This is a genomic window from Pararhodobacter sp. CCB-MM2 (assembly GCF_001691415.1).
Lineage (GTDB): Bacteria > Pseudomonadota > Alphaproteobacteria > Rhodobacterales > Rhodobacteraceae > Pararhodobacter.
Map to the genome: position 1 here is coordinate 1 of NZ_LRRR01000046.1, position 20,896 is coordinate 20,896.

The window sequence follows — 20,896 nt, forward strand, 5'->3', positions numbered from 1 at the left end:
TCAGCGAAAGGGCGCCGCCATTGATGCCGGCATGGACCAGCCGCGTCTCGCCGGCGAAGTCCAATTCGATTGCGTAGGCATAGGTATAAAATTCGGCACCGGGGATCTCGGGGAAGTCATGCGAGGCTCCGATATCGACCAATGGCATCGAGCCCCCCACGATGGAACCGCCAGCCTCTGCCACCATCGCCCGAAGTTCGGCATCGCCGTCGGCCATCAGTTGATGATAGCGCGCGTGATCGAAGAAAGACTCGACCTCGGGTTCCGACTGGACCTGGCAAACGGCGCTGCGCCGCATTGACGTGTCGACCAGCTCCATCATGTGCCAGACGCCGCTATGGGTCGTGCGGCTGGCCATGACGATGCCGCCATCCTGCGTCCGATGCACGACCTGTTCCGCCGTTGGATCGGGACGTGTGTGCGTGTCGACGTAGGCTTCGGGATCGGTCACGAAATTTGAGCAGGATTCCACAAAGGCAGCCCAGACCTCCGACATCGGCGCTGTGTGCAGAATGGCATATCCGTGGTCATCATGCCCGCCATGCTGCGCGCTGGCCGATGTGCCAAACCCCATGACGAGTGCGCAGGTCGTTCCCCGGACCAAACCGAAACCGCCGAATGCCATGTCGAACCCCTTCTCATCCATCCTGAGCCGACATTCCCCAAGTGACGCTCCGGCTCCTGCCAGCATCACCTGAGACTGCCCATGAGGCAAGCTTAGCCGGCTTAAGCAGCGCCTGCTGTCGCTACGGAATCTGCGAGTCTTGTCGATAGGCGTTTGATCCCGGATGATCACATTTCTCCTCGGCGATCAGCTCTCTTCACGGCAAGATCGGTGCTGAGGAGCCTTCGTGACGAGGCACGGTCATGCTGATCCATCTTCACAGCCAGGCGACGACGACGCCCAAGGTTCGGGCGGCGATCCAGGCGAGCGAGGAGGTCGGCACGCCTTTCTTGCCGTATGCATACCAGTGGAACCGTGGCGGCCGCGGATGATTGGAAGGATCATGCAGGTGCCTCACCCATTCCCGTGAGCCCTTCCGGGACTCCCGCTGGAACACCTCATCGGCCTCGACGGTGCCTGCGAACGCATCGAAGGAAGATCCCCTCTTTCCCGTCAAAACAATCATCCGCCAGCGCCAGATCGTGTGCTTGTTGAGGCTGAATCTGTCGGCCCGCTGCCGCACGGACGAAGGCACCCGAGGTTCGAGCATATCCAGGATCACGTCGAGGAACAAATCAGGCCGATGAACCCATCCGATCTGCGCGGCGGTGCGTCCGCAATAGGTCTTCTGGCAGCCGCCGCAACGACATCTCTGAACATTCGTTCGGGTCCGGCCCATTTCTGGCGCCGGACATCGCCGCAACGCGCCCTTCGGCGCCTTGCGATCACACCCCAGATCTTGGCCCGCCGCCTTGAACGCCGCCTCGCACTCAGAGCTGACATAGCCCTTGTCGGCACAGACCGAGGCCTCGTCCTCGAGCGCAGACGGATCCCCTTCTCGGCGAGAGACGCATTCACCTCGGCAAAGAGCGTCTCGGTCAAACCTTGCCATTCCAGAGGGTGGCGGAAATTCAGGATCGTCCTCTCGTCGGGAATGCGGTCGTCGCTCAGCTCGATCCCAGAAAAGAGACGCATCGCCTCACTTCTGTCGCAAAGGGTTTCCTCAGAAATCGGATTGCTCAGCGCATACCCGTTCTGGAGGGAATAGACCCGCAGCATTATTTCCAGCGACATGGGAGGGCCCCCGCCTTATGGCCTGGCTTTCGGATAATGCGGGGTGATTAAACCGGCCTTCCGTGCTCACGGAACCACCGTATCGCGCCGGCCAGGAATAGCGAGTTGTTTTGGCATCGAATTGGAAACTTATCGCGCCCCTGAGACTCTATCAGATCATGCCCGAACACCTGATTCTTTCAGACGCCCCCTGGAAATTCAGGATCCCCCACGCATCTTTTTTTGTTGAATATTTCCTAACCAGATACCTCGACTGTGCAAAGCGAGGCATGCAGCAGAGAATCAGAGGCACAAGATGCTCTTCACGTCGGTGATGCCCGAGGGTCGGGAGCTCGACCACCGAGTTGGCACGATCCTGATCGTCGCCCGGATCATCGTCGTGATCGGCCTGGGCTGGATCGGCCTCGCCCTCTATGAAGGCCACATTCAGGTCGCCATGGCCGCCTCGCTGGCCACACTGGGCTGCCTGCTGGCCATCGTGATGATAGGCCGTGGGCTCATCGTCTTGGGCAAGCTGACCGGGCTTGTGACGACCTCAGCCGCGATCTGCATCGGCGCGTTTCTGATCCATCCAGATGGACACATCGCATTTCTGTATGCGCCAATGGTGGGAGCCCCCTTCCTGGCCTTCTCGCGCGAGAAGGAGCCGGGCCTTCTCATCGCAAGCACGGTCCTGATCTTGAGCACATGGCTGATCCAGAGGATCCTCGGCTACGACCTCTTCGGTGACCCGCTCGTTCCCCAACAGATCGCCATACAGCTCTACGCTCTGCCGGCGGAAGCGACCGCCTTGTGCGTCTTGGTCGCCGAGATCTTCTACTTTGACGCCCTGTCCACAGCCTCACGCCGCAAGCTCCAGGAGGCGAGCAAGACGGCGGAAGCCGCCAATGTCGCCAAAAGCGAGCTGCTCGCCTCCATGAGCCATGAAATCAGAACGCCGATGAACGGCGTGCTTGGCATGGTCGAACTGCTCGAGACAGGCCCCTTGAGCCCAGAGCAGCGCCGCATGGTCTCCACGGTGCGCGATTCCTCCATCGCCCTTCTACGCATCATCGATGACATTCTCGATGTGTCAAAAGCAGAAGCCGGCAAACTTGTCCTGCGCCCGCAACCAACACCGCTCCTCGACCTGATCGAAGGCGTGACTGACACCCTGCAGCCCGTCGCCGCCCAGAAATCTGTCTGGCTGAGCCAGACCATCGATCCCAGTTTGCCATCCGCGGCGACGCTGGATGGGGACCGAGTTCGCCAGATCCTGATCAACCTGCTGGGAAACGCCGTCAAGTTCTCGGAGCGCACACCCGACGATCCCTCTCAGGCCGTCGTCAACCTGCACGTGCTATCTGATGAGGAAGAAATCCGCTTTGAGGTCACAGATAATGGTGTCGGCATGGATGAGGAGACCCTCAGCCATGTGTTTGAACACTACGTGCAATCCAGTGCGCTCGGCGCGCGCCGATTTGGCGGGACAGGGCTCGGCCTCACGATCGTCCACCAGCTCGTCAAAGCTATGGGCGGCTCGATTGCCGTCGACAGCCAGCTCGGGACAGGCACCACAATCACGGTCCGCCTGCCCTTGGTGGCGCCGGCAAACCGTCTCCTCGCCCCAGATCTCGCCGACATCGATGTGGTGGTCGCCTTTACCTCCGATTTCAAGCGTCAGATTGCCGAAGAGTATCTGGCACCAACCGGAGCGCGGGTTCACACGGCCACCACACAAGGTGAACTCCTCACCCTCGCCCAACACCTTGGCGACGAAGCCCTCTATCTTCTCGGCACGGAATCTCATCCACGTATCGTTGATGAAAATCTCGTCCGCCGCTTTGCAAAAGCCCATCCCTGCGCTCGATATGTGACCTTCTCCGCCCGCCCCATTGACCGCTTCGGCCCGGTCTCCGCGACCCACCAGCGCATTCAATGGAGCCCGATGAAACTCTCCGAATTCTGGGCCGCGCTACAACGCGCCGCAAGCCCCGAGCCTCTGGTTCTGCCCTCCCCCAACACACACCCCAAGCTGCCGGAGGCAAACGCAACAGATGAGGAAGGCGCCCTCAAGACCATCCTGGTCGTCGAGGATAACGAGATCAACCGTGAGGTAGTCTCGCGCCAACTCAAGTCTCTGGGCTACGGCATCGTCATGGCCTCCGACGGCGCCGAAGGGCTGGCCATGTGGCAGGAGTTTGGCTTCTCCCTGATCCTTACGGATTGCCATATGCCGAACATGGATGGCTTTGAGATGACCTCCCGCATACGGGAAACAGAACGACGTGAAGAGCGCCCCCGCATCTCGATCATCGGGATTACCGCAAACGCGCTTCAGGATGAAAGCGCACGCTGTAACGCCGCAGGGATGGACACCCTTCTCTCGAAACCAGTCAAGCTTGCCCAGCTCAAAGAAACCCTCGCCATGTGGGATTGAACATCACGAACACAACCGCAACGCGCACGTCAGTCGATTGGCAATGTCAACATAGCGTTTTGGTCGTTCGTGGTGTGTCGAGGAAAGTCTTGAAGATCGCGAGGTCGCGATCGCCATTTCCTCGGGCTGCGTGCCAACGGCCATAAGCCTTGAGGTTTTGCGATGCCGGCCCACAGAATGGGCGGATGAAGTCCCGTTAGCGGCTGATCAGGGCATTCACCCTCACTCTCGCTCGCAGCGCCGTCTTCGGCTCCCAGACGCCTGAGCGCGCCCCTCAAAACCACCCTTCGTGCCGAAAAGACCCTGCCGCTCCAATCCAGGGCGCCAGCAGAGGATCCGGAGGACACCAGTTCCTTTGAAGCACCTCTGTCGCCTCCTCTCACGTTCCTTGTGCAGAATCAAAGCCGGCACTTCCCGCCACATTCTTGCCAAACTTCGTGCGCCCCTCGCCCAAACCATCCACGTCCTCAAGCAAAGGAACGGCTGAAAAACCTGCGCGACCCTTGCCTCATAAAATCGCCTCAAGATTGTATGCCCAAAGAGATGTTTTTCTTTTCTAAGGACTTCACAGAGATGTTGCAGAGGCAACTTTATTCGCGGAAAACACCCCCTTTTAGCCAACAACAACAAACCCTTACAGAAAGACAACACGCCGCCCTCGGCCATACTTCCGTTCTATTGCTTCCCTATCAAAGCAAAGTAGATCCGGTGACCACAGGGCCATAGAAACGATGCGCAACTTCTTGAAACACGACGACGGTGCATCCACCGTCGAGTTTGTTGTCCTTCTACCCTTTCTGATCTGCACTTTGGGCCTGATCGTCTCCGCCAGCCTTTATCTCGCCATGGCGAGCGATGTTCAGCAGCTCGCCCACGAGCTCGCACGCTCGGCAATCCAAGTCTCTGACGACGACGATTGGTGCGACGAAATCCGAACCACAATGGTCGAACCCCTGGCCAACAATCTCCCCCTCCTCAATCCCGCACGCGTCTCAGAAGTCTCCTGCTCCCGGAACTCTGACACACGCCTCCTCCAGGTCACCGTCAACTACGACACAAGCCCCAGCCTCGGCGCCATCCTCGGCTCCACAATCGGCCTGCGCATCAACTCGTTCCAGCGCTCCTCCTTCGTGCAATGGTAATGCCCCAGACCACCCTTCCTGACTCCCCGGCCAAACGCTTCATCCGTGCGGATCGAGGCGCCGTCGCCGTTCTCTTCATCACCGTGCTGCCCCTCCTGCTGCTCGCAGGCGGCATCGCCATCGATCTAGCCCATATCAACGCTGAGCGACGCTATGTGCAGGCCCAGGCGGATCTCGCGGCAATGGCCGCCGTGCATAACCTCCAGAGCCCGGAGGCCATGCGCAGCGCGGCACGCGCAACTGTTGCCGCCAACGCAACCTACCAGAGCTTCCCCATTCCGGATGTGGATATCGTGCTCGGGACCTCCTCCGCCCGGGGTGCGTTCACGCCCCTTGCAGACCAGATGGACACCAAGGCCGCCAATGCGGTTTCGGTCGCCGTGACCGCTCCCGTCACCATGTTCGTTCTCGGATTGTTTGTCTCTCGTGAGGGGTTGGTCGTCCGCAGAGAAGCCATCGCCGCCGTCGAGCGCCCCCGCGTCAGTTTTGCGCTCTCGAACTGCCTTCTCGAATTGACGCTTCTCAACGGATTGCTGCGCCCGCTCATCGGCGCTGAGGTCGACGTTCTGTGCAGTGATCGCGGCGTGGACACACAAGTGGATCTCTTCGAGGCCCTCACGGACCTTTCCATCGCCGCGAATATTCTCAGCCCCTCCGGAGAAAAGGCCACCTATGGCGATGTGCTCAACGCCTCTCTTCCCGCCTCAGACCTCCTGACGGCCTTCACCGGCCTCACCGTCGCTCCAAGCCCCGGCCGTGTCAGGCTCGCCGATGCGTTGCGTCTCCCCGAAGACATCCAGCGACTGACCGTCGACACCCCTGTTCATTCCGTCACTCTCCAGAAAGCCGATCTGGTCTTGATGACGGCAGAGCTCATGGCCATGACCGTGTTCGATCTCAACACGCGCGTCAATCTCGGGCCAATCGCCGATCTTGGCGTCCACATCCGCGTCGGCGCCCCCCGACAAATCGTGCTCAACGCCATCCCCGGCAGCCCCGACGCCCAGGCCCACAGCTCTCAGATCAGCCTCGAGTTCGACGAGATCAACATCCTCGGCCTCTTCAAGCTCCGCCTCAACGCGCGATTGGCCAATGCCTCTGCAGCCCTCAGCGACGAAGGAGACGCCTGCGCGACAGACGCACTGGACGAAATTGCCGTCTTCGATCCCGTCGAGGCCAGCCTCCTTGATGTCGATCTCATGACCCAGGCCTACGGCCTCCCCCTCGCTTCCTCCGCCCTGGGCTTCCACGCCCACAGCGCAGATCGAAGAACAACACAACGCATCGCCTTCACCCGACAGCGCTACGACGAAGACCCCGTAGCCCACATCGGACCAACCGGACCCGCCGCCGAAGCCGCAGTCGCCTCTCTCCTCAGAGACGAAATGGTCACCATGGTCGAAGAAACCGCCCAAGCCCTCGAAGACGCCGCAAGCCTCCAAAGCTGCACTTCCATCCTCAGCTGCGCACACAATGCCCTTACCACACTCACCGCAACATTGACCGGAACCGCCTCAAACCTCCTCATCTCATCCACAAACATCGCAAACGGCCTCGCCGCTGATGGAAACCTCACAAATGACATCCTCGAAGGCCTCATAGGCCTCCAACTCGCACGCGCAGACCTCGAACTTATCGACGTCATCTGCCCCGCAAACCATCCAAGGCTCATCCGATGAAAGCGCGGTCATGAAACTAAAAATGACATATGAAATGCCGTCGCAGATCGGAGCACCTCGCGGCACTCCGTCACCCTGTGTGAGTGCTGGGTGTAACCTCCCCAAAACTGCTCGATGAAAATTCCCCCGTTTGGTGCTGAGGCCGATGGTCATGGGCCCTGAGAAGCCTAGGCGGCAGATTGGTGTGGCTTTCTATTTCCGCACAACGTATCATCGAACTTGACGGAAAGGGCCTCAAGATCAGGCATGCCAAAGGTTGGGGGTGTTCTGATCACTGACAACAAACAAAAGCGACGTCCTCGCTTCGCTCGTAGCTGTCTCGGCTATCGCGCCACGCGTCGAGTCACTGAGCAACCCAGACTATTGAGCATGCAGGATCGGGACAGACAAACACATCTGTGAACCGCAAGCGGATCAAGCCTCAAAAGGCTTCCGCTTACACAATCTGCCACCGGATTACTCGTACGATCCATCGGCAGACAGGCCTTCAACCGCCCCTTGCCTGGCGGTTGAAGGCCGCCCTACCTAGCAGAACGCATCGAGCCGGCATCAAATTGGCCGCCCTCAGCCCTCAGCCCTCAGCATCCGACGGCCAACAGGCCAATTGTTGTCCAGCGCGCCAAACTGCTCGGCGGCTGTTGTCGTGCTTTCGTAAGCGCTGTCGTGGCCATATCGCGGATTTCGGGCATTCCTCCGTCCTCCACTTGGTTTGAGGCCTCATCCAGGGAGGACCACTCTTCATACGGCAGGCCACTACTCGCCTCGATGTGACCGACATGTCTGCACATCAATCTCTTCTTAAATGCCTCAACTTAAGATGGAGATGCACCATTGGTGGCGCGCCTTCCGCAATGTTGGATCAGGCGCAGGTCCAGAAGGGGCTTAGACGCTGTCGCAAGGCGGCTTGCTCAAACCCCAGACAGGAAAATCCATGTCATCGATTCTCACGAACAACACCGCTATGGTTGCTCTTCAGACCCTGAAGAGCATCAACTCGAACATGGCGCAAACCCAGAACGAGATCTCGACCGGTAAATCGGTCTCGTCGGCCAAGCAAAACTCGGCCGTCTGGGCAATCTCCAAGACCATGGAGTCCGACGTGAAGGGCTTCAAGGGCATCTCGGACTCGCTCGCCCTGGGCTCGTCGACGGTTTCGGTTGCGCGCTCGGCCGCCGAGCAGGTCACCGACCTGATGACCGAAATCAAGGGCAAGATCGTGTCCGCCCAGGAATCGAACGTTGATCGGGACAAGATCCAGAAAGACGTCGTTGCCCTGCGTGACCAGATCTCGACCATCGTGGGCTCGGCTCAGTTCAACGGTCTGAACCTGCTGACGAACCGCGAAGGCGGCGCGACGGTCGCTCAGATCGTCGGCAACACCGGCGCTGGTGCTGGCGTTATGGGTTCGGGCAGCGTGGACATCCTCGCCTCGCTCGATCGTGACGCCAACGGCACCGTGTCGGCCTCGTCGATCTCGGCCTCGAAATCTGACCTCGGCACCCAGGCATCGGCTGCCGGTACCGGCACCGACCTGGCCGCGACCGCCTTCACGGGCGCTGGCGCCATCGCTGCCGGTGGTACCGGTACGATGACCGTCGTCGGTGATACGACCACCACTGCTCGTGCTGGCAACCGCGTGCTGGCTGGGGACGGCTACACCATCGGCGGCCTGACTGGCGTGACCGGTACCGTTCGCTACGTTGCCCGAGACGGCGATACCGTGAACGACATCGCCAACGGTCTGGCCAACATGCTGAACTTCCAGGCTGAAAAGGCTGGTGTGGCGATCTCGGCGACCGTCTCCGGCGGCGCTCTGACCATCACCAACGGTACCTCGGCAAGTATCACCACCACCTCGACGCTGAACACCGGCGGCACGGCGGGCGGCGGTCTGGAGATCCTGTCGCAGCTCGACGTCTCGACCGAGCAGGGCGCGAAAGCCGCTCTCGCCAGCATCGAGGGTCTGACCCAAACCGCCGTCAGCGCCGCCGCTGACTTCGGTTCGGTTCAAGGCCGCATCGAGATCCAGGCCGAGTATGTCGACAGCCTGATGAGCTCAATGAAGTCGGGTATCGGATCGCTGGTCGATGCCGACATGGAAGAGACCTCGGCACGTCTGCAGGCGCTCCAGGTTCAGCAGCAGCTGGGTATTCAGGCTCTCTCGATCGCCAACCAAGCGCCGCAGAGCATCCTGTCGTTGTTCCGCTAACAACCTTGGGCCGAGGCCTAAAGCCCCGGCCCATCCTTCTTTCCGAGAGAGGCCACTCTCTATCACCGTCCGTCGCAACTACATGAACATACAGCCGCCAACACCAGCACTGCGCAAAGGGTAGCAAAAGAGCTTCTGGCCGCAGCACTCACCCGAAGCGACGCCCGGCTTCAGTGAACAAGGACTTCGTAATGCGACACCGCAATCTCGGCGCCGCCATATCCGATGTTACATCCACGGAACCCTTGACGTACCTTGCCCGGATGCAAACCATTATTGTACCAAGCTCGGCATGCATAAAGCGGTGTGCCATTTGCTTCTTCACCAGCATTCACGGCACCATATAGAACGTTGCCAGAAGCGGCCTCGGCCCATCCACCAGAACCCACCGCAACCGCATGCTCCCAAATGGCGATTTCTGCGCCGCCAGGCTCAGATGATGGATTGGGTAGCCCCCCGGCGGCATCTGTGCGCCAGGGTGGGTCTGCGAGGATTCACAGACCCCAATGGCAACCTTCAGCCCGCTTGGTTGGAAGGCCCTGTTACAGAGGTGCGCTATGAGCCGCTGGCGAAGGCCGCATGAAGAAGATGGTCACACCGTATCCCTCAGCCTGATGCATAGAACTCTCTTCCATAAATCATGATGTCCGCACATCATGAGCTATAGAAAAGAGATCTATAACTCATGCGCTGGAACTGGACACAGCCCGACTGGCCGAACTTCCGTTATGACAGGGCGCCGATCGACCAACTTGAGCGGCAGTTCCTCCTGTCGTCAGGGGAGATACTGGGTGCCGTTCGCCACGTGGCAAGCAACGATCGGAACCAACTTCGCATCGAACTCCTGAGCGAGGAAGCCCTGCGTACCAGCGCCATCGAAGGTGAGGTGCTGGATCGCTCCAGCGTCCAATCCTCGCTGCGGCGCCAGTTTGGCCTGTCCCCTGATGGGGCGCCGACAAGGCCGCGTGAGCAAGGCGTCGCGGAAATGATGGTCGATGTCTATTCCACCTCAGGCGTTCCTTTGACGCACGACACACTGTGCCGCTGGCATGGGATGCTTATGGCCCATGATAAAGGTCTGGAGACCATCGGCGCCTACCGGCGCCATGACGACGCCATGCAGATCGTCTCGGGGCGCATCGACAGGCAAACGGTGCATTTCGAGGCCCCGCCATCGAAGCAGGTCCAAGCCGAGATGGCAGTGTTCGTGGACTGGTTCAACCGCACGGCGCCAAACGGCTCTGCGCCTATGCCTGCGCTCACACGCGCCGCGCTCGGGCATCTGTGGTTCGAAAGCATCCATCCCTTTGAGGACGGCAATGGTAGGTTAGGCCGCGCCCTTGCAGAGAAATCCCTATCGCAGAACATTGGCCAACCGACCCTGATCGCGCTGGCCTATACGATCGAACGGAATCGGAAGGCCTATTATGACCAGCTTCAGATTCACCAAAGAACTCTGGATGTCACGCCCTGGCTGCAGTGGTTTGCGGAGATTGTTCTCGAAGCACAGGCGGAAACGTCAGCGCGCATCGCGTTCTTCATCGCAAAGGCAAAATTCTTCGATCGGTTCCGAGATCGCCTCAACGAACGCCAAACCAAAGTGATGGTACGCTTGTTCCGCGAAGGGCCCGATGGTTTCAAAGGTGGCCTCAGCGCCGAAAACTATCTCTCGATAACCGGAACCTCTCGGGCAACGGCGACGCGAGACTTGCAAGGCCTCGTCGAAATCGGCGCAGTCAGCCGCACGGGAGAACGGAGGTATGCGCGCTACTGGTTGGTCCTTGAATAGGGGCTCCGAGGCTCTGTTGCTGTGACCGCCCCCCGACGGCATCGATGTGCAAGTCCGGTTGATGCCTGCCTCAGACCTCGACCGGCTTCCCAGTCCCAAGCAGGTAGCCTTTGCGGAAAGGCTGGCGCGGGTTAAACGGCGCGCCTTGCCCGAGGAGTGTTTCCGCGACAAGGGGCTGGTGCCGAAATGGATCGACGGACACAGGTGAAATCTCGGCCACCGAGGCGTTTTTGCTTTGGAAAGCAGCCGCGCTTATATTGTGTGGAGCGTTATAGCTGAGGGATGAAGTGGTGTCTGCGGTCGCAGCAATAGTGATGTCGACAGTCAGCGCGCCTTACGGCGTGCTTTTGACTGCTGCGCAGCTGGCTGAGAAGATTGCCGACGTCAGAAGCGCCGATTCCTACGATTGCAGCGTCTTCGCCTTCCTGTCGGAGGTCTCCCCCAAGTTGCAGCAGTCGTTCATCGACGAGATGGGGGTCAACGAAGATGCCGTTGCGGAGGTCGCACGGAAGTTCTCCGATCTCGCAGGATACAAGCTTCCGCTCGCAATCTGAATGAACGCCCCGCAGCCAAGCCGTTGGCACGAACTCTTCGACATGGCCGTGGCAATCATTGACCAAGCCAATGACCGCGGGATCGGCACCGGGAATCCGGACGTGATCGGGCTCTCGATAGAGGGCACGTCAGAATTGGACCTCGATGAGATCTGGCGGCGTGCGATGCTCGCACTCAGCGACCGCACCGACCCGTTAAGCAATGAACAGTAGACCACTGCCTCGAGATCATCGGTGGTGGTGGCCCATTGCTGCGCGCCGCAGCAGACCTCACCATCAACAGTCTCGACGCAGTAGCCACCGTATCCCCTACGCCAAAGTGGCGCAGGACTTGGTGCCCGCACGTCTGCGAGCCTGTGCCGGACCGGTCCCACCAAGATCCGATGCCACAACAAACTCAACTGCGCGCCGTCGAGCCGTCATTTCCACGAATCTTGCCGGGTTGCACCCGACACAAACAGGATATGGTTCGTTGGATTGAGAAAAAGAAATCGCCGCAAGATTTTTTTGCCGCTTGTCGGCTGTGTTTCACAAGTCAGCTGACCCACGGACAGACTTATCGTACGCCCATCTGTGACTGGCGCCTCGGCGGCCCACAAAAAAGCAGCGCGCATTCGCCATTCAACACTCTTGGTCACATCCAGATAGCGGCTTTGACAAAGATGCGCCGGCCCGGACCATAATCGTTGTTCCGGATGTTGGCGATCCCGGAACCCGGGCCCACCTCATAGTCGTTTTCGCCCGTCACGCCCAAAAGGCCGCTCGACCGAAGGACGCGCAAGAGAGTCAGGAGGGGCCAGTAGGCTGCAAGCGCAATCCTCTGCGGCCATCCCACGTTTCGTTCATCCGCCCACTTTTCCGAGAATCAGGGCATCTGCCAGGCCCGAGCTGGTCGCGGAGCTCTTTACTTTGAGCCTGACTTGCGCGCTACGCACCATCCCGCTTTCGGAGATACATATCCAGCATGTCCTGGTTGTCGACGGCGTAACGTCCGCTGCCCGGCTGCCAAACCAGTTCATGGTCTACCAGAACCCTCATCGCTTGCTGGACCGCGCTCTTGGTCACCTCCCCGACGCCAGCCCGCTGCGCAACTTCCTTGAGTGTCTGCGCGGCGAAGGGAGAAAAGCTATCGCCGCTCTCCATGAGGGCCTCCAGAAGAGCGCGCTGCACACCCGAAAGGCCGTCGAGTTCCGCTTCCAGATTGCCCCAGAGGTCTTGTCGCACATCTTCCGCCCTGCGGCGGAGATTGATCGGCTCGCCGGATAGGGCGGCTTCGAAGATCTCGTCGCGCAGTGCCTTCATAAAGGCTTCCGGCCGATACCTCAGCGTCTCGAATGCGGCGACCCCATCGTCGAGAGTGATCTTTACATTGCGCGCGGCCCCGACCTGCTCAATGAGCGTTCGGACGAAGTCCTTGCCAAGCACCGGAAAGTCCTGAACCGACCCACCGTAGAATGGCGCCTTGGACCCGAGCACCAGTTCGGCGAGTTTGCTTCGGTGGGAGCCGGTCATCACCAGGAAGAGCCGCGGCCCCTCCTGCCTTTGGTTCATAGCATCGCGCGCCGCCTTCAAGGCGAACATCGTATTCATGCCGCCATCGGATACCAGAGCCTGCTGTGCCTCATCAACGACCAGGACAATATCCCGACTCACCTCAGCACCGATCCGCTCGAGGCCCTCCGGGATCGTTCCAGAGTAGGGTTCCAAATTTGCGATCCCAACGGAGAAGCCGAACGCGGAGACTTGCCGCAGGCGTGAGCGCTCCAACACCTTGCCGGCCGCGCCCTTGAGGTGCTCAAGGGTCTGCCCGATCCGGCGGCGCATGATGTCCGACGGATCCCGGCTTCGGTCTTCCCATAGGTCGACGACGATGGGAAACTTTCCGGCCTCAAGAACGGCCGGCGCAAGATCACGCCGCAGAAAGGTCGACTTGCCGGTTCTACGCGGAGCGGCAAGATGCAATCCTGAAAGAGCTCCGAATATGGGGTCCGGCGTCATCTGCCGGACGATAGAGGCCGCAAGTTCAGACCGAGGATAATGGAAGACCTCCAAGTATGCCTCCGGTATTAGTCATGTGATACTGGTATCAAATTCCAAGTACCATTCCATACCGCAATGTCAATGCCTCCGCGTGCACGCAGCGTTAGGGCCAAGTGATGCAGACTTGCCTGGACAGCTTTGGCGCAGCCCATGACCACTTGGTCGGAACAAAGCTCCGCACACCGGATGCGGCGGAGCTGGCACGACACTTCCCTTGATATGGTGCGGCGCGACACCCTGTAGCCACGCCTATAGGCTACCGCCCTGCCCCGCTGTGACGGTCATGCATCGAATGCGTCGGCGCATACCACGCGCCGACGGATCCTGACGCTCCCCCCCCTGCTCCCTTCATCGGGTCTGGCAGGACAGGGGCGCCTACTTCCGGTCAAGCCAAAGCACTTTGAACACTGGCGCCTTTTCCGGCTGAGGCTGGCAATTGTGCCGTGGCACGCCTGAGATTCTGGGCGCGTCTCGCAGACAGCTGCGCAGCGTTCAGGGGCGATAGGACGACAAGCGGTCGGATGCGGTGCTGGGAGGCCACCGCATCCGACCGCTTGCCGGTCCCCTCTCCTCGCAGGAGTTTTCCATGTCCAACGCACCGATGGTCCTCGCCCGTCCCGGCGATGTCGTCTCGTTTCGCTTTCCGTTTTCCGAAGGTTTCGCCCCGTATGCGCGGCCCTGCCTCATCCTTGACGCATCCGAGGATGAATTGCTCGTCGCTTACGGCACCACGTCACGCGAGCGCGCAAATTCTGGCTTTGAGATCCGCGTCAACGCCGAGTTTGCGGCTTGCGGCCTCGACCGCCCGACACGATTTGTCCTCGCGCGGCGCATTCGTGTCTCTCGGTCGGACCCGAGATTCGCGCAGGATGTGACAGGGACCGCGGTGCTTGGCCGCCTGACGACACCGCTGTGTTTACGTCAGACCGATTTGCTGGGCCGGATCACAGCAAGTTGGCCAGACCACCGCGCTCGCCTGCAGGCGGAACGCCGTGGCCTGCATCCTCGCAGAGGCACGCGACGCTGTCGCGCGGGCGAACCGTTTCAGGTCTGATCCGCTCCCGGGGGATTGGTTTGCGTAGACGAGGTTTCCGGCGGCATCGAGACCGCATCCCAAACCGAGAGCCTGACGGCGCTGGTAAAACAGAAGCTCAGAGCTCGTCGGTCGTGCCAAGCGATCGACGAGATCGTCGAGCCAAGCATCCTCCTCCGGCGTTGACGGCGATGCTACGAGGTGCCCAGGACGCCCTACAGCCATAGGCGCCTCATTGCCTTGGCCGGTTTGGTCGCGCGATCGGCCCTGAACGACTGCCGCAGACATATCTCCGCTCCCCTCTGTGGATTCTTGCAGACCCACCTTGGCGCACAGATGTCGTCAGGGGGCTACCCACCCGATCATCAAAGCCCCTTCGTGGACTATATGCATTTCCGCGTCACTGTCCGACCACAGCTGGAACAACTGCAAGGGCGACATTGCCGACAATAGCGCGCCGCCAAGACTACCGCCTAAGTAGCAAAGGCTCCGAAACGATAACTCTTTGGGCGTTGTGCTGGACAGCCGAGCCAAGACTTGGGCAGAAAAAAGTTGACTTGTTCGTCGAGCTGTCTGCAACAATGCTATGCGTTGGAAAGAATCGGCGTGATCATTTTATTTTTTCGCTCAAATCTGCTAGCGCCATGATCTTAATTGCCTTTTTTGTCTCGATTGCGAACGGAGAGCACGTTACGCATTCATAAAAATGCCGATCAATACGATTAGTATCGTATCGGAATCACTACATGGCCAGGGAGTACCACGTTTTGAGATTTGTTATCGCCGCCACTCTCGGATCACTGATTGCTTTCGCAACTTCTCAAACCCAAGCTCAAAGCTTTTCCAGCTTTTATGAAGGCGATATCCTGGTGCAGACCAACAGCTCGGTCTGCTCTCAAGACCCCGGTGTAGGCGAGTTCTTCCTTGGTCAGCTGAGCCAATTGGTTGGGGCCGATGCGGGCATCAACAATCTCGCGGTGGCCTGCGCGGAACATTCGAACGGGACGACCTACTACTGGGTCACACGCGGCTCTACAGAGCGGGCGCTGCAGGACGTTGTCAGCGAATGCGCCCTTCACGCAGCGGGGCAGGCCTCGAGCCGTGGGCCCACCACCGTACCTTGCTCAGTCTACGGGCTCGCAACGCGTAACGGCAGCGACAGCGCAATGCTGCAGCGCTTCGCCAGCGGCGTATCGGTGCAAATGACTTCCGGGCAGGCGACGACGACGCAGGCCGTGACCCAGAGCGGGCAGGTCAATACCAGCGGCTTCACCGAAGCGCAGCTGGCGCAAAGCCAGGTCACACAGGCCTTCGCAACGTCTCAAACCCAAGCCCAAAGCTTTTCCAGCTTTTATGAAGGCGATATCCTGGTGCAGACCAACAGCTCGGTCTGCTCTCAAGACCCCGGTGTAGGCGAGTTCTTCCTTGGTCAGCTGAGCCAATTGGTTGGGGCCGATGCGGGCATCAACAATCTCGCGGTGGCCTGCGCGGAACATTCGAACAGGACGACATACTACTGGGTCACACGCAGCTCTACAGAGCGGGCGCTGCAAGACGTTGTCAGCGAATGCGCCCTTTACGCAGCGGGGCAGGCCTCGAGCCGTGGGCCCGTCACCGTACCTTGCTCAGTCTACGGGCTCGCAACGCGTAACGGCAGCGACAGCGCAATGCTGCAGCGCTTCGCCAGCGGCGTATCGGTGCAAATGACTTCCGGGCAGGCGACGACGACGCAGGCCGTGACCCAGAGCGGGCAGGTCAATACCAGCGGCTTCACCGAAGCGCAGCTGGCGCAAAGCCAGGTCACACAGGCGCAGATCGATGGCCAGGCAACCGCGACCCAGATCAGCACCGTCGTGCAGGGTAACGCGACGGCGTCGCAGTATGCCTGGTCAGTCGTGTCGTCCGGCATGGCGCTGGACCCGGCGCAGGATTACGCGAGTTTCCATCTGCTTGCCTATTCGATCAACGACGGAACGCGCGGGGCGGACGGCCGTGGGCTTGATTATTTCGTGGCCGATGGCGGCGAGACGGTGTCGATTGTCGAGGGGCTGGAAGGGGCCAGTAGCCTGAAGATCTTCGCCGTCGGCGAGCATTCGGTGGTTATAGTCTCGAACGCCGAGGACATGGCGAATGCACGGTTTCTCGTGGCCGACAGCCGCGGTGTCCGGTTTGAAAGCAGCCCGAGCGAATATTCCTATTTCAGCCTGCGCCAGCCGCTCGAGGAGACGGCGTCACAATTCGGCTTCCTGTCGCTCGAAAGCGAGCAGATGCCCGGCTACTTCCTGCGTCATCGCGGCTTCCGGCTGTGGCTCGATGCGATCAACACCAGCTCCTCGACACTGGAGAAGCGGGATTCAACTTTCCTGTTCCTCGGCCTCGGAGCACAGGCGCCGGATGTCTCGGGTGCAATGGTGCAGACGGCCTCGGCCTCAGCCAGTGTGACGATGACATCGGTGCAGCGCGTGTCGAGCTACATGCAATCCTATTGGGCCAGCGCGCAGCGCGTCGATTTCGGGGCCTGCGGCATTGCCGAGGGCGGCAACGGCGGCTTCGGCGAGCGCCGCGTGCGCACCAATTCGCATGGGGACGTGCATATCTTCACCCCGGACGGGCTGACCTATGACTTCCAGGCGGGCGGTGAGTTCATGCTAGTCGCCTCGGAGGATGGTTCGGTCGCGGTGCAGACGCGGCAAACGATCCATGCTGATGATCCCTCGGTGTCGTCGAACAGCGCCGTGGCGATGCTAGTCGGCGAGACGGTCCTGGAATTCTACGCCGATGCGGGCGGGCAGCGGTTCTACATCGATGGCGCGGTCACGCCGATGCCAACCGAAGGGTTGCAGCTGCCGGGCGGGGCCAGAATTGAGGCTGACGGCATGGGCCGCAGCGGCCCGCGCTTCATCGTACATTGGGCGCAGGACTCATTCTCGGCGCGAGTGAACCTGTACGAAGGCTTCCTCAACGTCGGCGTCGCCGGCTCCGGCGGCAGTTATGGCGGCCTGATCGGCAATCTCGACGGCAATCCTAACAACGACATCCTGCCGCGCAATGCCACGCAGCTGATGTGCCCCCCTGCCGGAGGGGGCGATCTCATGCGCTTTGGCGACAGCTGGCGCGTGAACGTCGACGAGACCTTGCTGCGTGCCGAGCTTCGCGAACAACGCGAGGTTCTGGTGACAGAGATCGGCTCGGAACAGCGCGTGAACGTCGAGACGGCAATCTATCAGACACTGGAACAAAACTTCATCGGTATGGGCGCCGAGACGCAGGTTGATGTCGACATCGTCGCCGCGACCGTGACCTCGATGTATCACATCGAGGAAAGCGCCGCGGTCGAGGCGGTGACCAACCTGTTCCAGGCGCAGGGATACATGGAGGTTTCGCAGGGGCTGACGGTGGGCACGATCACCAATGTGGTGACGAGCTACCGCGAGACCCGGGAAAGCCGCACGATCGAGACGCTTGACATCCAGCGCCGTGCCGAGGCGCAACGGGTCTGCGAGGCCAATGGCATCGCCGATCAGCTGGCGCTGGCGACCTGCATCATGGATGTGGGCCTGACCCAGAACGAGGTGTTCGTCGAAAGCGCTCAGGGCTTTGAGGCGACGATCGTCGACCTGCCGCGCGAACGCCGCTTCACCGGTTCGAACTATTATGACCCGCTGGGCGCCGAGGTTCTTCTGACGACCGAGCGCGTGATCGAATTGGTCGGCCCGCCCGATGTGGTGCCGCAACTGAATCGCCGTCCTGCCGTGCCCGCCGATCTTCAGGTCGAGTATGTCTCGGGCGTGCCGTCGGTAAGCCTGCAATGTCTGGGCAATGCCGAGGTGTCGCTGACTGGTATTGGCATCGTCAACAACATGCTGGCGCAGGTGACTGGGCAGGGCGAGTTTCCGGCGAACTGTCGTGGCTATGATGTCACTGCCGCCAATGGTGACGTGCTGCTCAGCGCGACCTGCCACACGCCGGATGGTGTCTATGCCAGCGAGATCTCGCTGCGTCAGGTTCCAGCCTTCGCGCAAATGCTGAACACGCCGGCCTGTACCAACCGGACAGAAGTGCGGATTACTGAGCGCACCTCGGTGACGGACATCACCACCCAGGTCTCGGACAATGCCTGTGACGCGGCGGGCGCTGGTGATCCGGCCGAGCTATTGACGCGCGAGCCGCTGGCGGGCGGCGTGGCGGTGTTCTGTGCCACCCATGCGCGCGGTCTGACCTACCGCATCGAATACGGCCGAACCCTCGACGAAGCCCTGTCGCGCGTCGCTGCCAGCTGCCCGCCGGCCGCTCAGGCGATGGTGGGTCGGCGTGGTGAAGTCATCATCCCATGCCGCGAGGTCGGTCGGGCCGAGCGTGACTTCTCGTTCGGCGGTGGCGAAGGTGGTCTCGAGCGTGACGTGCAGGTCCGGGTGACAGTTCCGCTGATCGAATACGCGATGGTGCCGCCCGATGTCTCGCTGGTAATGGATCCCGAACCAGGCCTGACCGCGTCGTGCAACACCGCCGATCCGGTGGCACTTGACGGGATAAGCGCGGTTGAGGGGCTGTTGTCCTACCTCCCCGGCACTGCAAGCAGTTTCCAGACGCAGTGCTTTGATGTGGAGGTGTTCGAAACCGAGGGCGACGTCGTGCTGCAGGCCACCTGCTTCAACGAGGACGGTTCGGACGCGCAGACGTCGGCGATCTCGCTGATGGGTGTACAGGCGATGTTGGAGCTGTCGAACGAGGCCAGCTGCCAGCCGGAGCCCGAGCCCGAGCCCGAGCCCGAGAGTTGCACCGCCGACGACGCGATGGGGCCGCCTCTACCGGATGACGGTCTGTTCCTTCTGTTCGCCGAGGACGGTCTGCAGGCCGACTTCCCGGATCGCGGCGACTTTGTCCTAATCCGCAACGTCGAGGCCGGGATTGAGGTGCAGGCGCGTCGTGAGCTCTGGATCTCGGATCAGAGTGAATCGGTGTTCACGGCGGTGGTGATGGTGATCGGTTCTGACGTAATCGAGATCCAGGCCGCACCCGAGCCGCGCTTCCTGGTCAACGGAGAGGTGCCGGAGGCGTTGTTTGCAGAGGAATCCGAAAGCGTCACGCTGCCGGGTGGCGGGGTGATCCGCGGGGCCGGAGCGATGGGGCTCGAGGTTGAATGGCCTAATACCAGCTTCGCAATGCGGGTGACGATCTTCGCGGGCTCGCATCTCTCGCCCGAGATCCGGCCGGACCCGAGCCTGTCGTATCAGGGCCTCGTGCGCTTCACCTCGCAATGGCAGCTGGCTGAGGGCGAGAGCGGCTTCAGCACTCCGCTGGGCGGTGATCCGACCTGCAGCTGCGGGCAGTGAAACCCAACGGCGCGTCACCCCTGGCGCGCCGTTTTCCTTTGCCCATCGGTGGCGACGACCGCTCCCGACGGCAAGCGGTGTCCGTTCCTTAACCCACAGAAAAAGCAAGAGGACGAGGCGGAGACGCCTCGTCCTCTTGCTTTTCTTCAGTGTGTTCTCAACGCATCATTGGCCAACAAAGTAATCGTAGGTTCCGACCTGTGGCATGATGATTTGCACACAGGCACCATCCGGCCCAGTGAATTCGAACGGGTGGGTGACGAAGGTGCCGCCGCCGAACACACCGCCGGGCGCGACGACGCCGGACGGTTGGCGCTGCCCTTCGTAATTGATCCAAGCGACGGACAGTGTCACGTTCGTTCGATTGATGACCCGGAAATTGAGCGGCTGATCCCAGCGTTCTGACCGGGCATTGCCATATTGTACGCAGGAAGGATCTGCGGCACTCGGAGGCTGTACCGCGGCAACCTGCGGAGCGAGGGTCGCTTGCTGCGGAGGGCTGGCCGGCTGAACTGGCGCTACAGCTGCCTGTTGTTGCGCCGGAGCCTGTGCAGGTGCAGGTTGCGTGTTAGTGGCTGCAGCCGCGGCCGGAGCACCGCCGAGCGCAGCAAGACGCGCTCTCGCGGGCGCCTCGAAGCACGGGGCATGTTCATTCAGATAGGTCGAGAGCGCTTCGGCGGTACCAGCGCGCGTGGCCGCGGTGAAGGCTGGGAGGGCCGCCTGGCAATTGGCTTGCGCCATGGCGCCAACGGCCCAGAAACTATTCAGGGCGAAGACCGCAACGGCACCGCCTTTGCACAACCCCATCCTCAATTCCTCTCTGAAATACAGGCGTTCAGTAAACGCCCCGAGGAAATTTCAGTCAAGGAAAACGACGGGCGCTGCTCTGATGCGCGGGCGTCCTGAATCTGGACGTCATCAATCGGATTCGCCAAAGCGCTGGACCGCCGCCCCATCGGC

General features: G+C 60.8%; 15 protein-coding genes and 1 pseudogene. 11 read left to right on the forward strand and 5 right to left on the reverse strand.

Going from position 1 to position 20,896, the window contains the following annotated elements:
* From BCY78_RS23125 to BCY78_RS26360, 3 genes and pseudogenes are all read right to left on the reverse strand, one after another.
* A partial coding sequence (locus BCY78_RS23125) for a hypothetical protein (RefSeq protein WP_139103296.1) occupies positions 1 to 625 on the reverse strand: 625 nt, incomplete at its 3' end.
* Positions 626 to 881: 256 nt separating this feature from the next.
* Positions 882 to 1,556, reverse strand: coding sequence for a hypothetical protein (locus tag BCY78_RS26120; protein ID WP_233499482.1), 675 nt, complete (start codon positions 1,554 to 1,556; stop codon positions 882 to 884).
* A 23-nt stretch (positions 1,557 to 1,579) separates the two neighbouring features.
* A pseudogene (locus tag BCY78_RS26360) lies at positions 1,580 to 1,738 on the reverse strand (transposase); the annotation flags it as partial.
* A gap of 295 nt (positions 1,739 to 2,033) precedes the next feature.
* On the opposite strand from BCY78_RS26360, the gene BCY78_RS23140 reads away from it, so the two are divergent.
* From BCY78_RS23140 to BCY78_RS23155, 4 genes are all read left to right on the forward strand, one after another.
* Positions 2,034 to 4,157 carry an ATP-binding protein gene (locus BCY78_RS23140; RefSeq protein ID WP_068306558.1) on the forward strand — a complete coding sequence of 708 codons (2,124 nt, stop codon included), beginning with the start codon at positions 2,034 to 2,036 and terminating at the stop codon, positions 4,155 to 4,157.
* A gap of 731 nt (positions 4,158 to 4,888) precedes the next feature.
* Positions 4,889 to 5,299, forward strand: a complete 411-nt coding sequence (locus BCY78_RS23145) for a TadE/TadG family type IV pilus assembly protein (RefSeq protein ID WP_068306560.1) — start codon at positions 4,889 to 4,891, stop codon at positions 5,297 to 5,299.
* On the forward strand, positions 5,299 to 6,978 hold the full coding sequence (locus BCY78_RS23150; protein WP_068306562.1) for a pilus assembly protein TadG-related protein: 1,680 nt from the start codon (positions 5,299 to 5,301) through the stop codon (positions 6,976 to 6,978). The genes BCY78_RS23145 and BCY78_RS23150 overlap by 1 nt, the downstream gene beginning before the upstream one ends.
* Positions 6,979 to 7,909: 931 nt before the next feature.
* Positions 7,910 to 9,187 carry a flagellin gene (locus tag BCY78_RS23155; RefSeq protein ID WP_068306564.1) on the forward strand — a complete coding sequence of 426 codons (1,278 nt, stop codon included), beginning with the start codon at positions 7,910 to 7,912 and terminating at the stop codon, positions 9,185 to 9,187.
* 170 nt (positions 9,188 to 9,357) lie between these two features.
* Here BCY78_RS23155 and BCY78_RS26365 read toward each other — a convergent pair whose 3' ends face one another.
* Positions 9,358 to 9,576, reverse strand: a complete 219-nt coding sequence (locus BCY78_RS26365) for a DM9 repeat-containing protein (protein ID WP_158515994.1) — start codon at positions 9,574 to 9,576, stop codon at positions 9,358 to 9,360.
* Between the two features lie 296 nt (positions 9,577 to 9,872).
* On the opposite strand from BCY78_RS26365, the gene BCY78_RS23160 reads away from it, so the two are divergent.
* The 3 genes from BCY78_RS23160 to BCY78_RS23170 all read left to right on the forward strand — a co-directional run bounded on the left by BCY78_RS23160 (position 9,873) and on the right by BCY78_RS23170 (position 11,743).
* Positions 9,873 to 10,976, forward strand: a complete 1,104-nt coding sequence (locus BCY78_RS23160; protein ID WP_068306566.1) for a Fic family protein — start codon at positions 9,873 to 9,875, stop codon at positions 10,974 to 10,976.
* A 314-nt stretch (positions 10,977 to 11,290) separates the two neighbouring features.
* On the forward strand, positions 11,291 to 11,530 hold the full coding sequence (locus tag BCY78_RS23165) for a hypothetical protein (protein WP_233499483.1): 240 nt from the start codon (positions 11,291 to 11,293) through the stop codon (positions 11,528 to 11,530).
* The gene (locus BCY78_RS23170) at positions 11,531 to 11,743 is read left to right on the forward strand and encodes a hypothetical protein (protein ID WP_068306569.1); all 213 of its coding nucleotides are present in this window, start codon (positions 11,531 to 11,533) and stop codon (positions 11,741 to 11,743) included.
* Positions 11,744 to 12,457: 714 nt separating this feature from the next.
* Here BCY78_RS23170 and BCY78_RS23175 read toward each other — a convergent pair.
* Positions 12,458 to 13,528, reverse strand: a complete 1,071-nt coding sequence (locus tag BCY78_RS23175) for a hypothetical protein (protein ID WP_158515996.1) — start codon at positions 13,526 to 13,528, stop codon at positions 12,458 to 12,460.
* A gap of 628 nt (positions 13,529 to 14,156) precedes the next feature.
* Here BCY78_RS23175 and BCY78_RS25430 point away from each other — a divergent pair.
* From BCY78_RS25430 to BCY78_RS25440, 4 genes are all read left to right on the forward strand, one after another.
* The gene (locus tag BCY78_RS25430; protein WP_139103298.1) at positions 14,157 to 14,624 is read left to right on the forward strand and encodes a hypothetical protein; all 468 of its coding nucleotides are present in this window, start codon (positions 14,157 to 14,159) and stop codon (positions 14,622 to 14,624) included.
* 848 nt (positions 14,625 to 15,472) lie between these two features.
* The gene (locus tag BCY78_RS23180) at positions 15,473 to 19,936 is read left to right on the forward strand and encodes a VWD domain-containing protein (RefSeq protein WP_158515997.1); all 4,464 of its coding nucleotides are present in this window, start codon (positions 15,473 to 15,475) and stop codon (positions 19,934 to 19,936) included.
* Between the two features lie 48 nt (positions 19,937 to 19,984).
* Positions 19,985 to 20,341, forward strand: a complete 357-nt coding sequence (locus tag BCY78_RS25435) for a hypothetical protein (RefSeq protein ID WP_139103299.1) — start codon at positions 19,985 to 19,987, stop codon at positions 20,339 to 20,341.
* 240 nt (positions 20,342 to 20,581) lie between these two features.
* The gene (locus BCY78_RS25440) at positions 20,582 to 20,842 is read left to right on the forward strand and encodes a hypothetical protein (protein ID WP_139103300.1); all 261 of its coding nucleotides are present in this window, start codon (positions 20,582 to 20,584) and stop codon (positions 20,840 to 20,842) included.
* The last annotated feature ends 54 nt before the right edge of the window (positions 20,843 to 20,896 follow it).

Bases quoted from the DNA above. Each gene is read 5' to 3' on its own strand.
- BCY78_RS26120 (WP_233499482.1), bottom strand. From the start codon at position 1,556: ATGGCAAGGTTTGACCGAGACGCTCTTTGCCGAGGTGAATGCGTCTCT.
- BCY78_RS23140 (WP_068306558.1), top strand. From the start codon at position 2,034: ATGCTCTTCACGTCGGTGATGCCCGAGGGTCGGGAGCTCGACCACCGA.
- BCY78_RS23145 (WP_068306560.1), top strand. From the start codon at position 4,889: ATGCGCAACTTCTTGAAACACGACGACGGTGCATCCACCGTCGAGTTT.
- BCY78_RS23150 (WP_068306562.1), top strand. From the start codon at position 5,299: ATGCCCCAGACCACCCTTCCTGACTCCCCGGCCAAACGCTTCATCCGT.
- BCY78_RS23155 (WP_068306564.1), top strand. From the start codon at position 7,910: ATGTCATCGATTCTCACGAACAACACCGCTATGGTTGCTCTTCAGACC.
- BCY78_RS23160 (WP_068306566.1), top strand. From the start codon at position 9,873: ATGCGCTGGAACTGGACACAGCCCGACTGGCCGAACTTCCGTTATGAC.
- BCY78_RS23165 (WP_233499483.1), top strand. From the start codon at position 11,291: ATGTCGACAGTCAGCGCGCCTTACGGCGTGCTTTTGACTGCTGCGCAG.
- BCY78_RS23170 (WP_068306569.1), top strand. From the start codon at position 11,531: ATGAACGCCCCGCAGCCAAGCCGTTGGCACGAACTCTTCGACATGGCC.
- BCY78_RS23175 (WP_158515996.1), bottom strand. From the start codon at position 13,528: ATGACGCCGGACCCCATATTCGGAGCTCTTTCAGGATTGCATCTTGCC.
- BCY78_RS25430 (WP_139103298.1), top strand. From the start codon at position 14,157: ATGTCCAACGCACCGATGGTCCTCGCCCGTCCCGGCGATGTCGTCTCG.
- BCY78_RS25440 (WP_139103300.1), top strand. From the start codon at position 20,582: ATGTTCATTCAGATAGGTCGAGAGCGCTTCGGCGGTACCAGCGCGCGT.